The sequence below is a fragment of the Pseudonocardia nigra genome, assembly GCF_019396355.1.
Taxonomy (GTDB): Bacteria; Actinomycetota; Actinomycetes; order Mycobacteriales; family Pseudonocardiaceae; genus Pseudonocardia; species Pseudonocardia nigra.
In genome coordinates this window covers 1-12,930 of the sequence record NZ_JAHKRK010000227.1, presented here as the reverse complement: position 1 = coordinate 12,930, position 12,930 = coordinate 1, and the positions used below count along the sequence as shown (strand labels likewise).

Annotated in this window: 13 protein-coding genes and 3 pseudogenes; 12 read left to right on the top strand and 4 right to left on the bottom strand. The window is 74.3% G+C overall.

Going from position 1 to position 12,930, the window contains the following annotated elements; all coding sequences use genetic code 11:
• Both KME75_RS34790 and KME75_RS34785 read right to left on the bottom strand, forming a co-directional pair.
• Window positions 1-400: DUF6444 domain-containing protein (locus KME75_RS34790; RefSeq protein WP_308283361.1), on the bottom strand; the 400-nt coding region annotated here is incomplete at its 3' end.
• A 152-nt stretch (window positions 401-552) separates the two neighbouring features.
• On the bottom strand, window positions 553-1,335 hold the full coding sequence (locus tag KME75_RS34785; RefSeq protein WP_219419190.1) for an IclR family transcriptional regulator: 783 nt from the start codon (window positions 1,333-1,335) through the stop codon (window positions 553-555).
• Window positions 1,336-1,437: 102 nt separating this feature from the next.
• On the opposite strand from KME75_RS34785, the gene KME75_RS34780 reads away from it, so the two are divergent.
• The 11 genes and pseudogenes from KME75_RS34780 (at window position 1,438) to KME75_RS34740 (ending at window position 10,907) form a co-directional block, all read left to right on the top strand.
• Window positions 1,438-2,304, top strand: coding sequence for an HpcH/HpaI aldolase/citrate lyase family protein (locus tag KME75_RS34780; protein WP_219419189.1), 867 nt, complete (start codon window positions 1,438-1,440; stop codon window positions 2,302-2,304).
• A complete protein-coding gene (locus KME75_RS34775) occupies window positions 2,301-3,455 on the top strand; it encodes a CaiB/BaiF CoA transferase family protein (RefSeq protein WP_219419188.1) in 1,155 nt (384 codons plus the stop codon). Before KME75_RS34780 ends, KME75_RS34775 begins: the two co-directional genes overlap by 4 nt.
• On the top strand, window positions 3,452-3,991 hold the full coding sequence (locus KME75_RS34770; protein ID WP_219419187.1) for a MaoC family dehydratase: 540 nt from the start codon (window positions 3,452-3,454) through the stop codon (window positions 3,989-3,991). The genes KME75_RS34775 and KME75_RS34770 overlap by 4 nt, the downstream gene beginning before the upstream one ends.
• Window positions 3,988-5,163 (top strand): acyl-CoA dehydrogenase family protein, encoded by a 1,176-nt coding sequence (locus tag KME75_RS34765; protein WP_219419186.1) that lies wholly within the window; start codon window positions 3,988-3,990, stop codon window positions 5,161-5,163. Before KME75_RS34770 ends, KME75_RS34765 begins: the two co-directional genes overlap by 4 nt.
• A 15-nt stretch (window positions 5,164-5,178) precedes the next feature.
• Window positions 5,179-6,018: pseudogene (locus tag KME75_RS47130) on the top strand (LLM class flavin-dependent oxidoreductase); the annotation flags it as partial.
• Window positions 6,017-6,421, top strand: a complete 405-nt coding sequence (locus tag KME75_RS47125; protein ID WP_281424815.1) for a hypothetical protein — start codon at window positions 6,017-6,019, stop codon at window positions 6,419-6,421. The pseudogene KME75_RS47130 and the gene KME75_RS47125, both read left to right, overlap by 2 nt.
• 10 nt (window positions 6,422-6,431) lie before the next feature.
• Window positions 6,432-6,968 (top strand): TRAP transporter small permease, encoded by a 537-nt coding sequence (locus KME75_RS34750; RefSeq protein ID WP_219419184.1) that lies wholly within the window; start codon window positions 6,432-6,434, stop codon window positions 6,966-6,968.
• Window positions 6,965-7,654 (top strand): annotated as a pseudogene (locus KME75_RS47120) (TRAP transporter large permease subunit); the annotation flags it as partial. The gene KME75_RS34750 and the pseudogene KME75_RS47120, both read left to right, overlap by 4 nt.
• A gap of 64 nt (window positions 7,655-7,718) precedes the next feature.
• The gene (locus KME75_RS44170) at window positions 7,719-8,273 is read left to right on the top strand and encodes a TRAP transporter large permease subunit (RefSeq protein ID WP_372452746.1); all 555 of its coding nucleotides are present in this window, start codon (window positions 7,719-7,721) and stop codon (window positions 8,271-8,273) included.
• The gene (locus KME75_RS44165) at window positions 8,270-9,466 is read left to right on the top strand and encodes an MmgE/PrpD family protein (protein ID WP_246633426.1); all 1,197 of its coding nucleotides are present in this window, start codon (window positions 8,270-8,272) and stop codon (window positions 9,464-9,466) included. Before KME75_RS44170 ends, KME75_RS44165 begins: the two co-directional genes overlap by 4 nt.
• 31 nt (window positions 9,467-9,497) lie before the next feature.
• Window positions 9,498-10,907 carry a M20 family metallopeptidase gene (locus KME75_RS34740; RefSeq protein ID WP_219419182.1) on the top strand — a complete coding sequence of 470 codons (1,410 nt, stop codon included), beginning with the start codon at window positions 9,498-9,500 and terminating at the stop codon, window positions 10,905-10,907.
• 15 nt (window positions 10,908-10,922) lie between these two features.
• On the opposite strand, the gene KME75_RS34735 is transcribed toward KME75_RS34740, so the two are convergent.
• Window positions 10,923-11,429, bottom strand: a complete 507-nt coding sequence (locus KME75_RS34735) for a mycothiol transferase (protein ID WP_219419181.1) — start codon at window positions 11,427-11,429, stop codon at window positions 10,923-10,925.
• Between the two features lie 36 nt (window positions 11,430-11,465).
• Window positions 11,466-11,807, bottom strand: a complete 342-nt coding sequence (locus tag KME75_RS34730; protein WP_219419180.1) for a hypothetical protein — start codon at window positions 11,805-11,807, stop codon at window positions 11,466-11,468.
• Window positions 11,808-12,148: 341 nt separating this feature from the next.
• Between KME75_RS34730 and KME75_RS34725 the strand changes: the two are divergent.
• Window positions 12,149-12,930: pseudogene (locus tag KME75_RS34725) on the top strand (hypothetical protein); the annotation flags it as partial.

Genomic DNA, 12,930 nt, shown 5'->3' with positions numbered 1-12,930 from the left:
CACGGGCGCCGGCCAGGTCATCACCGCACTCGCAGCGGCCCTGCGGGAACCGGTCTTGCCGATCGTCGGGGGTGTCGGTCCAGGCCAGATGCGACCCGGGTGCCCCACGCTGTTTGCCCCGATCCCGGGCCGACCCGCCACCCTTGCTCTTCTTCTGCGGCGGCGGGGGCTTGCCCGGGTCGTCATCGCGCGACGGTGGGCTCGACGAGTTCTGCGAGTTCCGCGACAGCAGGTGCTCGAGCTTGGCCAGCCTGTCCGCCAGCGCCTCGTTGGTCTCCATCAGCTGCGCGAGCCGCCCGGACATGTCACGGATCTGCCGGTCCTGCGCGGCCAACTGCCCGGACTGGCGCCGCACCACGACGATCAGCTCGTCGCGCGACATCTCCTCCGGCTCGGACACCCCAAGATCACACCGCAGACCAGCCGATCATTCGTGATCGACACGCCACTGCCGCCAAGATCACACTGACCCCGACACGAGGTCACGCTCAAGATCGGGCTGAATGCTTACCCCTCGTGAGTGGAAAACGTCGTCCGGGCGACGTTCTGCACTCACGGGCGCGTCAGCGCTGCGGTGACGCGAGCGGCGGCCGCGGCCACGACGGGGCCGAGCGTGCGTGCCCGGTCGGCGTCGAACCGCTGGAGCGGCACCGAGATGGCGATGGCGCCCACCGGGCGGTCGTCCGCGCCGACCACGGCCGCCGCCACCGCGCCCACCCCGGCCCGCCAGCTCTGCTCGGCCGTGGCGTACCCGCGCTCGCGGACGGCCTGCAGGTCGGCCGCGAGCGCATCGCGGTCGACGAGGGTGCGATCGGAGAACCGCTCGAGCGGGCCGGCGAGCAGGCGGTCGACCTCGTCCTGCGGCAGGCGCGACAGCATCGCCCGGCCGCTGGCGCTCGCGTGCAGGGACACCCGGGTGCCCAGGCGCACCCACGTCCGGACCGGCTCGGGGCTCTCGAGGCGGTCGACGACCACGGCAGCCGAGTCAGTGGCGTGGTCGGGGCCGAAGCCGATGAGGTGGATCGTCTCGCGCGTCTCGTCCCGAAGGTCCTGCATCACGGCCATGGCGGCCTCCCGCAGGCCCGCCTCGGCGAACCCGCGCAGGCCGACGGCGAGCGCCCGGCCGGTGAGCGTCCAGCGCTGAGGGTCGCGCGGCGCGGGAGCGAGCCAGCCGGCCTCCCGGAGGCTGACGAGGCAGCGCTGCACCGAGCTCTTCGGGATACCGGTGGCGCGCGCGATCGCGGACACCCCCACGGGTTGCAGGTCGGACACCGTTTCAAGGACCTGCAGTGCGGTGCGGACCACGCGCATCCCGCTGTCCGGTGGAGCGGTCATCAGATGTCCTGCCTTGACAGTGGTGGGCTCGGCACCCATGGTGACACAGGTTGGACCGGTGACCGGAACACGTGCCGAGAGACGGCACAATGCGGAGGGACGATGACGAGCGCGCTACGGGCGGTCCTGTTCGTGCCCGGCGACCGGCCGGACCGGATCGCGAAGGCCTGCGCGAGCCACGCCGACGCCGTGGCCGTCGACCTCGAGGACGCCGTCACCGAGCAGGCGAAGGAGCGGGCGCGGATCTCGGCCGTCGCCGCGATCGGGTCAGCGCCGCCCCGGGCCGGCCTCCTGCTGCGGGTCAACCCGTCCGACGGGCCCTGGTTCACCGCCGACGTCGCGGCCGCCGCGGAGGTGCTCCCCCGGCTGGTGGGCGTGCTGCTGCCGAAGGCCGAGGACCCCGACGAGGTGCGCAGGCTCGGCGACCTGCTCGCGGCCGCCGAGCGCAGCGCGGGGCTCCCCGTGGGGCGCACCGCGGTGCTGCCCATCGTCGAGACGCCCCGCGGGGTGCTCGCGGCGCCCGCCGTGGCCGCCGCGTCCGACCGGGTCGCGACGCTGCTGTTCGGCACCCTGGACCTGGCCGCGTGCCTCGGCGTCACGCCCACGGTCGAGGGCCGGGAGCTGCTGCACGCGCGCTCACAGGTCGTGCTGGCCACCGCCGCCGCGGGGCTGCCCGGTCCGATCGACGGGCCGCACGCCGCGCTCGACGACGTCGACGGCCTGGTCCGCTCCAGCGCGGCCGCCCGGGACCTCGGGTTCCGCGGACGGGTTGTGCTGCACCCCCGCCAGATCGAGCCGGTCCAGGCCGCATTCTCTCCCAGCGAGGCCGAGCTGGACCGGGCGCGCGCGATCCTCGCCGCGCGCGAGGCGGCCGGGGACGCCGGTGCGTTCCGGCTGGCCGACGGCACGTTCGTCGACCGCCCGGTGCTCCTGCGGGCCGCTGCGCTGCTCGGGGAGTCCCTGTCATGAGCCTCCCGCTGGACGACGTCACGGTCGTCGCGCTCGAGCAGGCCGTCGCGGCACCGCTGGCCACCCGCCAGCTCGCCGACCTCGGCGCCCGCGTGATCAAGGTGGAGCGCCCGGACGGCGGCGACTTCGCGCGCGGCTACGACACGGTCGTCCAGGGGCAGTCGAGCGCGTTCGTGTGGCTGAACCGGGGCAAGGAGTCGATCCAGCTCGACCTCAAGGACGACGACGGCCGGGACGTGCTGCACCGGCTGCTCGCCCGGGCCGACGTGCTGGTGGCCAACCTCGCGCCCACGGCGCTGGAGCGGCTGGGTCTCACGGCCGCCGCGCTAGCGCCGCGCCACCCGCACCTGATCGTCTGCACGGTGGCCGGCTACCCCGTGGGCGGCCCGTCGCGGCACAAGAAGGCCTACGACGCGCTGGTGCAGGCCGAGGCGGGGGCCATGTCGGTGACCGGGACGCCGGACGGGCCCGCGAAGGTCGGCATCTCGATCGCCGACATCGCGGCGGGCTCGTACGCGTTCAGCGGGGTGCTGGCCGCCCTGCGCCACCGCGACCGCACCGGCGAGGCGCTGCCGGTGGACATCTCGCTGTTCGGGGCGCTCACCGAGTGGATGGCGCACCCCTTCTACTACGCCATGCACTCCGGGACGGCGCCCGTCCCGATGGGCACCGCGCACCCGACGATCGCGCCCTACGGGGCGGTCACCGCCGCGGACGGGCAGTCGGTCATGATCGCGATCCAGAACGAGCGCGAGTGGGTGCGGCTGTGCGCCGAGGTGCTCGACGACGCCGCCCTCGCCACCGACCCGCGCTTCTGCTCCAACTCGCTGCGCGTCGCGCACCGCACGGAGCTCGACGCGGCCGTGGCGGCCGAGTGCGCCCGGCACACCTGCGACGTCCTCACCGCCCGCCTGGACTCCGCCGGCATCGCCTGGGGCCGCCTCACCCCGCTCGGCGAGCTCGCCGGGCACCCCGAGCTCGCCGCCGACGGCCGCTGGCTGCCCACCCCGACGCCGTCCGGACCGGTTCGCACCCTCCGTCCACCCGGGATTCCGGGGGACCGGATGGCCGAGGGCGGCGCGATCCCGGCACTAGGCGAGCACACCGCCGCCGTGCTGGCCGAACTGGCCGCAGGAGAAGGAGAACGATGACCGTCCACACCGGTTGGCAGGGACGCTTCTACGAGGACTTCGTCGTCGGGGACGTCTACGAGCACCCGCTCGGGCGCACGATCACCACCACCGACAACATCTGGTTCACTCCGCTGACCCACCCCGCCGGCTCCGCAAGCTCCGCCGGCTGCCATCCCCCGGTGCTCACCCAGAACACGGCGCCGCTGCACTTCGACCACGAGTACGCCCGGCGCACCGAGTTCGGGAAACCGCTGGTCAACTCCACGCTGACGCTGTCGCTGGTGGCCGGGCAGAGCGTCACCGACGTCTCGCAGAACGTCTTCGCGAACCTCGCCTGGGACAAGGTGACGCTGCCGAACCCGGTGTTCGAGGGCGACACCATCCACTCCCGGTCCAGCGTGGAGGCCACCCGCGAGTCACAGTCCCGGCCGGGACTGGGCGTCGTGACGGTGAAGACGACCGGCCTGAAGCAGACCGGCGAGGTCGTCATCGAGTTCACCCGCACCCTGCTGGTCTACAAGCGGGGCCACGGGCCCCGGGCGGAGGCGTCATGACGGCCATCGACGGCACCGGGACCGACCGGACCGAGCTGCGCCGCGACCTGCGCGGCCTGATCGACCGGATCTGCGCCGACTACCCCGACGCCTACTGGCGCGAGGTCGACGAGGCGCGCCGGTATCCCGAGGAGTTCGTCGCCGCGCTCACCGGCACCGGCTGCCTGGGCGCGCTCGTGCCCGAGGAGTATGGCGGGCTCGGCCTCGGGCTGGGCGACGCGTCGGTGCTGCTGGAGGGCATCAACGCGAACGGTGGCAACGCCGGGCCGGTGCACGCGCAGCTCTACACGATGGGGTCGGTGCTGCGGCACGGCAGCGAGGAGCAGAAGCGCCGATACCTGCCCGACATCGCGTCGGGAAAGCTGCGGCTGCAGGCGTTCGGCGTCACGGAGCCGACCGCGGGCACCGACACCACGAGCATCCGCACCACGGCCCGACGGACCGACGACGGGTACGTCGTCAACGGGCAGAAGGTGTTCATCTCCCGCGTCCAGCACTCCGACCTCATGCTGCTGCTCGCGCGGACGACCCCGCGGGAGGAGGTGGCCCGCAAGTCCGAGGGCCTGTCGATGTTCCTCGTCGACCTGCGGGCCGTCGAGGGCGTGGAGCTGCGCCCGCTGCGGACGATGATGAACCACGAGACGAACGAGGTGTTCTTCTCCGACGTCCATCTGCCCGCCGACGCGCTGGTCGGCGAGGAGGGCAAGGGCTTCCGCTACGTGCTCGACGGGATGAACGCCGAGCGCATCCTCATCGCCGCGGAGTGCATCGGCGACGGGCGCTGGTTCGTCGAGCGCGCGAGCCGCTACGCGAGCGAGCGCGAGGTGTTCGGCCGGCCGATCGGGCGCAACCAGGGCGTGCAGTTCCCGATCGCGCGGGCGCACGTCCACGTCGAGGCCGCGGACCTCATGCGCTGGAAGGCCGCCGACCTGTTCGACGCCGGGCAGCCCTGCGGCGCCGAGGCGAACATGGCCAAGCTGCTGGCGGCGGACGCGTCCTGGGAGGCGGCGGACGTCGCACTGCAGACGCACGGCGGCTACGGCTTCACCGCGGAGTACGACATCGAACGCAAGTTCCGTGAGACGCGCCTGTACCAGGTGGCGCCGATCTCCACGAACCTGATCCTGTCCTACGTCGGCGAGCACGTGCTGGGGATGCCCCGCTCGTTCTGACCTCGGAGGTCCATCGTGGACGGTCCCGAGTACGGCCTGTTGCTGTGCAGCCAGTTCCCACCCGGCGACGACGCGACCGCGCGCTTCGCCGAGCAGGTGGAGCAGGTGCACCACGCCCGCGACCACGGGTTCACCTCGGTGTGGGCCACGCAGCACTACCTGGCGGAGGAGTTCCAGTACCTGCACCCGCTCGCCGTGCTGGGCAGGCTGGTGCCCGAGACCGGCGACATGCGGATCGGCACCGCCATCACGCTGATGGCGCTCGCCCACCCCGTCGACCTCGCCGAGCAGCTCGCGACGCTGGACATCCTGTCCGGCGGGCGGCTCGTCGTGGGCGCCGGACTCGGCTATCGGGACGTCGAGTTCGACGCGTTCGGGGTGCCACGGGACCGGCGGCTGCGCCGGTTCCGGGAGAACCTCGACCTCGTCCGCCGCCTGTGGACCGACGACGAGGTCTCCTTCGACGGCGACGCGGGGCGCCTCGACCGGGTGCGGCCGGTCCTGCGGCCGGTGCAGCGCCCGCACCCGCCGATCTGGCTGGCCGGCCACACCGACGCCGCGCTCACTCGCACCGCGGGCACGGGGCTGCCGTGGCTGGCCGCGGCCGCGCACGTCGAGTCCGAGTACCTGCGCCGGCAGGCCGCGTTCTTCCGGGCTGCGTGCGCCGAGCGCGGCCGGGAGGCGGAGATCAACGTGCTGCAGGAGATCTACGTGGGCGCGGACGACGAGTCGGCCGTGGCGGACGTGCGCGACGCGCTCGCGGCCAAGTACGCGGCCTACCGCAGCTGGGGCCAGGACCGGTTGCTGCCGGAGTCGCAGAGCTTCGACCGGGAGTTCGACGAGCTGCGAGGCACTGGAACGCGGCACGATCGACGGGCTGATGAGCTACGTCGGCACGGTCGTCTCCCGCGACCTGCAGCAGATCATCCGCTACGGCACGGTGGCGCACTTCGGCGCCTACACCGTCGACGCCTACTGCCGCACCGGCTGGTACGACGCCCAGCCGCCCGACCTGCGGGCCGCTCTCGACGCCGCCGGTCGGGCCCTCTACCGCGACGGCACCGAGGTGATGGTCGGCGTCCACGAGCAGGACTACCTGCCCGCCGTCGTCGAAGGCGGGGTCGAGCTGGTCGAGCCGAGCGGCGCGGAGCTCGCCGCGCTCCGGGAGGCGGTCGAACCCGTCTACGGGCGGTGGCGGGAGCTGCTGCACGCCCCGGGCGTCGCCGACCGCGCCCTGCACGCCATCGAGACCGCCTGAGGGGGAGCGCATGTTGTCCGTGGCCCGGCAGGTCGTCCTGGCCTGCACCCGCACGATGGCCGTCGTCGCGATGGTCGCCGTCGGGATGATGATGCTGACCATCACCTACGACGTGGTGATGCGCTTCGCGTTCGCCGCGCCGACCGACTGGGCGTACCCGCTCAACTCGGCCGCCGTCCTCACCGCGACGGCGCTGGCGGCCCCGCACCTGTACGCGGGCGGCCACCACATCTCGATGGACCTGCTGCACCGCGCCCTGCCGGCCGGGTGGCGGCGGGCCGCCGACGTGGTCACCGCCGCCGCCACCGCCTTCCTCGGCGTGGTGCTCGCGATCACCGCGTTCCGGTCGATGACCGTGGCGTACGCCAACGGCCTGGTCGGTGCCGGGACGTTCAACATCCCGCTGTGGGTCCCGGACGCGGTCCTGCTCGTGACCGGGGTGTTCCTCGTGCTGGTGGCGGTGCTGTTCCCGCCGTCGGCCGGGGAGAGCGCCGCCGTGCCGGGTGAGGTCACGACGCGCGTCGAGCCGACCGAGGCCACCCGATGATCGCCGACGGGGTGGTCGTCACGCTGGCCGTCGCGCTGCTGCTCGTGCTCATCGCCCTGCGGACGCCGATCTTCGTGGCGCTGGGGGTGGCCGGCGTCGCGGGGCTGCTCGGGCTCGGCGGCTGGGGCGGCGTGGAGCTGGTGCCGCTCGCGCTGGTCGCACAGTTGCAGGAGTACGCGCTGGTCGCCGCGCCGCTCTACATCCTGCTCGGCGAGGCGCTCGCCGTCAGCGGCCTGGGCCGCGACCTGTTCGGGGCGGCCCACCGCTGGTTCAGCAGGGTGCCGGGCGGGCTCGGGGCGTCCGCGATCGGGTCCTCCACGCTCTTCGGCGCGATGTCCGGGGTGAGCATCTCCTCGGTCGCCGTGATCGGGCGGATGGCCGTGCCCGAGATGCTGGAGCGCGGCTACAAGCCCGCGTTCGCGAGCGGCTCGGCGGCGGCGTCGGGGGCGCTGGCCATGCTCATCCCGCCGAGCCTGATGTTCATCCTGTACTCCTCGGTCACCGGGGAGAGCGTGGCCGCGCTGTTCGCCGGCGGGATCCTGCCCGGTCTGCTGCTCGCCGCCATGATGATCGTCTACGTCGTCCTGCGGGCGCGGCTCGCGCCGGCCAACGCGCCGGTCGAGGAGCAGGCGTTCAGCTGGCGGGACCGGTTCGTCGCGCTCGGGAAGATCTCCCCCGCGCTGGTGCTGATCGCGCTCGTGCTCGGCTCGATCTACACGGGGTTCGCCACCCCCCACGGAGGCGGCGGCCGTGGGCGCGCTGGCCGCGTTCGGCGTCACCGGAGTGATCTACCACAAGCTCGGCCGGGCCAACCTCAAGCGCATCTTCATCTCGACCGCGCAGGTGACGGCGGCCGTGCTCGCGATCGTCGGCTCGGCGTTCGTGTTCACCCAGATGCTCGTGCTCGCCCGGGTCCCGGACGCGGTGACGGAGTTCGTCGTCGGGCTCGAGGTCTCCCCGTACGTCGTGATGGTCGGGATCATGCTGATCCTGGTGCTGCTCGGCTGCCTGGTCGACGCCGCGTCGCTGCTGCTCGTCGTGACGCCGATCCTGGTGCCCGCCGTCACCGAGCTCGGCTTCGACCCGCTGTGGTTCGGCGTGCTCCTCGTGGTGAACCTGGAGATCGCGGTGATCACCCCGCCGGTCGGGCTGAACCTCTACACGATGAAGTCCGTCGTCCCGCAGCTCGACCTCGCCGACATCTTCCGCGGGGTCGCCCCGTACATCGCGATCGAAGGGATCCTGCTCGCCGTGATGATCGCCGTTCCGGACATCGCCACCTTCCTGCCGGGGTTGCTCGAATGACCGCCGCCCGCGTCGCCGACCTCGCCGAGTGGGCCGCCGCCCTCCCGCCCACCGCCGCGGACGAAGAGCTGGCCCGCCGCGCGCTCGTCGACACCGTCGCCGTCACCCTGGCCGCGGCCGACGACCCGGTCGCCGCCTGGACCGCCGGTTCGCCCGAGGCGCTGCGTTGGGCGGCCGTCGGGCACGTCCTCGACTTCGACGACGTGCACCTGCCGTCCACGTCGCACATCAGCGTGGTGTGCGCGCCGGCCGCGCTGGCCTGCGGCGGCGGCACCCGGGAGTACCTCGCGGGGGCCGGGGTGATGGCGCGGCTCGGGGCCGCACTCGGCTGGGAGCACTACCGGGCGGGCTGGCACGCCACCTGCACGGCTGGTGCCCCCGCCGCCGCGGTGGCCGCCGGGCTCGCGCTCGGCCTCGACGCGGCGGGCCTGGCCCGGGCCATGGCGCTCGCCGTCCCGGCCGCCGGGGGCGTGCAGCGCGCGTTCGGCACGGGCGCCAAACCGCTGCAGGTCGGGTTCGCCGCGGCCGCCGGGGTGCGGGCGGCCTGGCTCGCCGCCGCCGGCGCCTCCGCCGACCCCGCCGCGCTCGACCAGTGGTTCACCCTCGTCTGCGGCACCGGCCCGATCGAGCTGGACGGCCCGGCCGTGCCCGACGGGCTCGCCGTGAAGCTCCACCCCTGCTGCTACGCCCTGCAGCGCCCGATCAGCGCCGCCCGGTCACTGCCGCCGCTGCCGGTCGAGGAGATCACCCGGATCGTCGTCCGGACCCCGGAGGCGGCGCTGCAGCCGCTGATCCACAGCTCGCCCCGCACCGGGCTGGAGGGGAAGTTCTCGCTCGAGTACGCCGTCGCCGCCGCGCTGCTCGACGGCTTCCCCGGCGCGGAGTCCTTCACCGACGACGCGGTGCTGCGCCCGGGCGCACAACGGCTACTGGCGTCCGTCGACGTCCGGCGGCAGCCCGGTGGGGCGGACGTCCTCGCCGGAGACGTGACCATCACGGTCGAGCTCGCCGACGGCACCGTGGCCGAGGCGGCGCTGGACGTCCCCGCCGGCCATCCCCGCCGCCCACCGTCGGACGTCGACCTGGCGGCCAAGGTGTCCGGGTGCGTCGGACCGGAACGCGCCCCGGACGTGCTCGCCCTCGACTGGTCGCAGGCCGCGGCGCTGCTGCGCGACGCGCTGCCCGAGCGCTGAGCGGCCGCCGTCCGATGCCTATCCTTCGCCGATGACGACGCGCGCCGGAGTGGTCGAGGAGTCGACGTCCTACATCGATTCGGGCGCTTTCCTCGAGGACCTGCGCAGGCGGGTGGCGCTGCGCACCGAGAGCCAGGACCCGGGGTCCCACCCGGCCCTGCACGATTACCTGACCGGTGAGATGGCCACCGCCCTCGACCGGCTCGGGGCCACCTGCACGGTCGTCGACAACCCCGTGCCCGGCGGCGGTCCCTTCCTGATCGGGCACCGGCACGAGGGCGACGCCCTCCCGACCGTGCTGGTCTACGGCCACGGCGACGTCGTGCTGGGGCAGCCGGAGCGGTGGCGCAGCGGGCTGTCGCCCTGGGAGGTCGTCGTCGAGGGCGACCGCTGGTACGGCCGCGGAACCGCCGACAACAAGGGCCAGCACACCCTCAACCTGGCCGCGCTCGAGCACGTCATGGCCGCCCGGGGCGGCAGGCTGGGGTTCAACCTCAAGGTCCTCGTCGAGACGGGCGAGGAGTCCGGTTCCCCCGGGCTGCGCGAGATGTGCGGGCAGCGGGCCGACGAGCTCGCCGCCGACGTGCTGCTGGCCTCCGACGGCCCCCGGCTGGCGGCCGACCGCCCGACCGTCTTCCTCGGGTCCCGGGGCCAGGTCGCCTTCACGCTCGACCTCGACCTGCGGGCGGGCAGCTACCACTCCGGCAACTGGGGCGGCCTGCTGCGCAACCCCGCCACCGTGCTCGCCAACGCGCTGGCCACGATGGTCGACGGCCGCGGCGTCATCACCGTTCCCCGGCTGCGGGCACCGGGCGTTCCGCCCGCGGTGCGCGAGGCGCTCGCGGACGTCTCCCCCGGTGGCGGCCCGACGGATCCCGAGATCGACCTCGACTGGGGCGAACCGGACCTCACCCCGGCCGAGCGGGTGATGGCGAGCAACTCGCTCGAGGTGCTGGCGTTCGTCGCCGGGACACCCGAGGCGCCGGTCAACGCGATCCCGCCGACCGCAAGCGCCCACTGCCAGCTCCGCTTCGTGGTGGGCACCCCGTGGCAGGAGCTCGGGCAGATCGTGCGCGAGCACCTCGACGCGCACGGCTACCCCATGGTCGACGTGCAGGTGGGCAGCACCATGGCGGCCACCCGCCTGGACCCCGGCGACCCGTGGGTGTGCTGGGCCGTCGCGTCCATCGAGCAGAGCACCGGGAAGGCCCCCGTCGTCCTGCCCAACCTGGGCGGGTCGCTGCCCAACGACGTGTTCGCCGAGATCATCGGAATGCCGACGGTGTGGGTCCCGCACTCCTACCCGGCCTGCGGGCAGCACGGCCCCGACGAGCACCTGCTCGGCTCCGTGGCCCGGGAGGGCATGCAGATCATGACCGGGCTCTTCTGGGACCTGGGCGAACGGGACGGCGCGCGACGGCCGCCCGCGACGAAGGAGTAGATGCCGCCGGCCCCGTCAGCGGCGCTGCACCACCCCGCGCAGGAAGCCGGCCTGCCCGACGTGCTGCAGGTCGTCGGAGACCACGCTCACCAGCCGCACCCCGAGGGTGACCGGCGGGTCCCACGCGTCGTCCACCACCCGCTCCAGGTCGGCGCCGGCCAGGCCGCGCACGTATTCGACCGTCCGCTCGGCCACGGCATCGTGGTAGCCGGCCAGCAGGTCCGGATCGGCGCGCACGGCCGCGACCTCGTCGGGGCCGTGGCCGTAGCCGGTCGCGGCGGTGTCGAACGGCAGGGCGAACCGCTGTGCCCAGCCCTGGGCCGTCCACACCTGCTCGGTGCCTGCCGCGTCAGCCACGTGGTCGTCCTGCACCCGCGTCAGGTGCCACACCAGCCAGGCGATCATGTTCGCGCGGTCGTCGACGTGGTACGCGAGCTGGTCGGCGCTCAGGCCGTCGACGGCGTTCCGCACGCCCTCGCGGATCCGGTCGAACGCGTCGGCGAGCAGGTCGGCAGGGGTCATGCGGGTCTCCCCCCGTTCGTGACGTGGGGTGCGGGGTCAGTCGGTCTCGGCGGCGCCCCGGGTGAGCAGGTGCCCGAGCTCCTGCAGCCGCGAGCGCACGTCGCCATCGGGTTGGTCGCGGGCCACGTCGAGGGTCCGCTCCCCGAGACGGCGCATGAGGTCGCTCAGCACGCCGGCGTCGGGAGCGTCGCTCTCCAGCTCGCCCCGCAGCTCGGCCAGCGCGGCGCCGATCTCCTGCAGGGCGGGCGCGTCGCTGTCGCCGATCCGGTCCTGCCAGCGCTGCACCTCCAGCAGGCCACCGGCGATGCCCAGGGCGAGCGGCCCGTCCTTCATGGCGCTCGTGGTCAGCTCGAGGTCGTGCTCGACGGGGTCGGCCATGCCCCGTGCGTACCCGCGCGAGCCCGTCCGGGAACCGCGGACGGCCCACCCGAGTGGCCTACCGGCATCGTGACGGTGCGCGACCAGGTGACGATGCAGTGAACGGGCGGTTGCAGATCGTCACGATGTCCCGCTGCACCGGATGGCGGCGCCTACCGGGCCGGACGGCCGAAGGGTGCGACCGACCCGGCGGTCAGCGGTGCACCGGGCACGACGAGCGGGCTCCTCCGCTGAACCGGTGACAGCCGACGAGCGGGCGAACAGCCTCTAGCACGGCCTCCACGGCGGCGAGTAGGAATCGGGACACCGCACCCGCGACGCCCCTGCCGGAAGGCCCGACCGTGAACACCTCCGATCGCCCGCATCCGACGCCCCTGGAGCACCAGGTCTCCGTCGCCGAGATCGCGACCCGCTGCACGGAGCAGTCGGAAGGGCAGGCGGACGGCCGGGCGATCTCGGTGCCGGACCTGCTGCGCCGGGAGGGCCGCGGCGGGCACGCGGCCGCCCGCCCCCTGCAACCCCGCGGGCACGCCCGCCGGCCGGCCGAGCCGCCGCGGCACCACACGTGGAAGGCGAGCGCCGCCGCGAGCGCACTGTTCGCCGCCGGCGCGGTGTTCGGCCCCGCCGTGCTGAACGAGGCCGTGCTGCGGCATCCCGCCGCGGACGACACCGGGCCGGATCAGGTCACCAGCGCGGCGGGCCACGTCGGTGCGGGCGCGCAGCGCCCGCGTTCGGACGCCCTGGTGGCCGGGCCTGCGATCGCCTTGGCGGCGGCCGCACGGTCGGGTGCGGCATTCGTCGCGCGGACGCAGCGGGCGCCCGCGCTCGGCACGCCGGCCGTCCTGCGGACCGCGGCGACGACGCCGGCCGCCGGCGTCGTCACCCCGCCGGACCTCGATCAGGCCACCGGCCGGCACGTCGCGCCGGCGCCCGCACCGGTGTCGCCGGCCGTGGCGCCGCGGAACGAGCAACCCGCCGCGATCCCCGCCCCGCGCCCGCCCGCTGAGGCGTCGACCCGGAACGAGCAGCGGGCGGGCACGCCGCCTTCCGCGGCCGCCGACCTCCCCACGGCGGCGCGGCGCCCGGCGGCGCGGCCGGACCCGGCCCTGCCCGCCCTCGGTCT

Coding starts and splice junctions, on each gene's coding strand:
- KME75_RS34785 (WP_219419190.1), bottom strand. CDS start 1,335: ATGACCGCTCCACCGGACAGCGGGATGCGCGTGGTCCGCACCGCACTG.
- KME75_RS34780 (WP_219419189.1), top strand. CDS start 1,438: ATGACGAGCGCGCTACGGGCGGTCCTGTTCGTGCCCGGCGACCGGCCG.
- KME75_RS34775 (WP_219419188.1), top strand. CDS start 2,301: ATGAGCCTCCCGCTGGACGACGTCACGGTCGTCGCGCTCGAGCAGGCC.
- KME75_RS34770 (WP_219419187.1), top strand. CDS start 3,452: ATGACCGTCCACACCGGTTGGCAGGGACGCTTCTACGAGGACTTCGTC.
- KME75_RS34765 (WP_219419186.1), top strand. CDS start 3,988: ATGACGGCCATCGACGGCACCGGGACCGACCGGACCGAGCTGCGCCGC.
- KME75_RS34750 (WP_219419184.1), top strand. CDS start 6,432: ATGTTGTCCGTGGCCCGGCAGGTCGTCCTGGCCTGCACCCGCACGATG.
- KME75_RS44165 (WP_246633426.1), top strand. CDS start 8,270: ATGACCGCCGCCCGCGTCGCCGACCTCGCCGAGTGGGCCGCCGCCCTC.
- KME75_RS34740 (WP_219419182.1), top strand. CDS start 9,498: ATGACGACGCGCGCCGGAGTGGTCGAGGAGTCGACGTCCTACATCGAT.
- KME75_RS34735 (WP_219419181.1), bottom strand. CDS start 11,429: ATGACCCCTGCCGACCTGCTCGCCGACGCGTTCGACCGGATCCGCGAG.
- KME75_RS34730 (WP_219419180.1), bottom strand. CDS start 11,807: ATGGCCGACCCCGTCGAGCACGACCTCGAGCTGACCACGAGCGCCATG.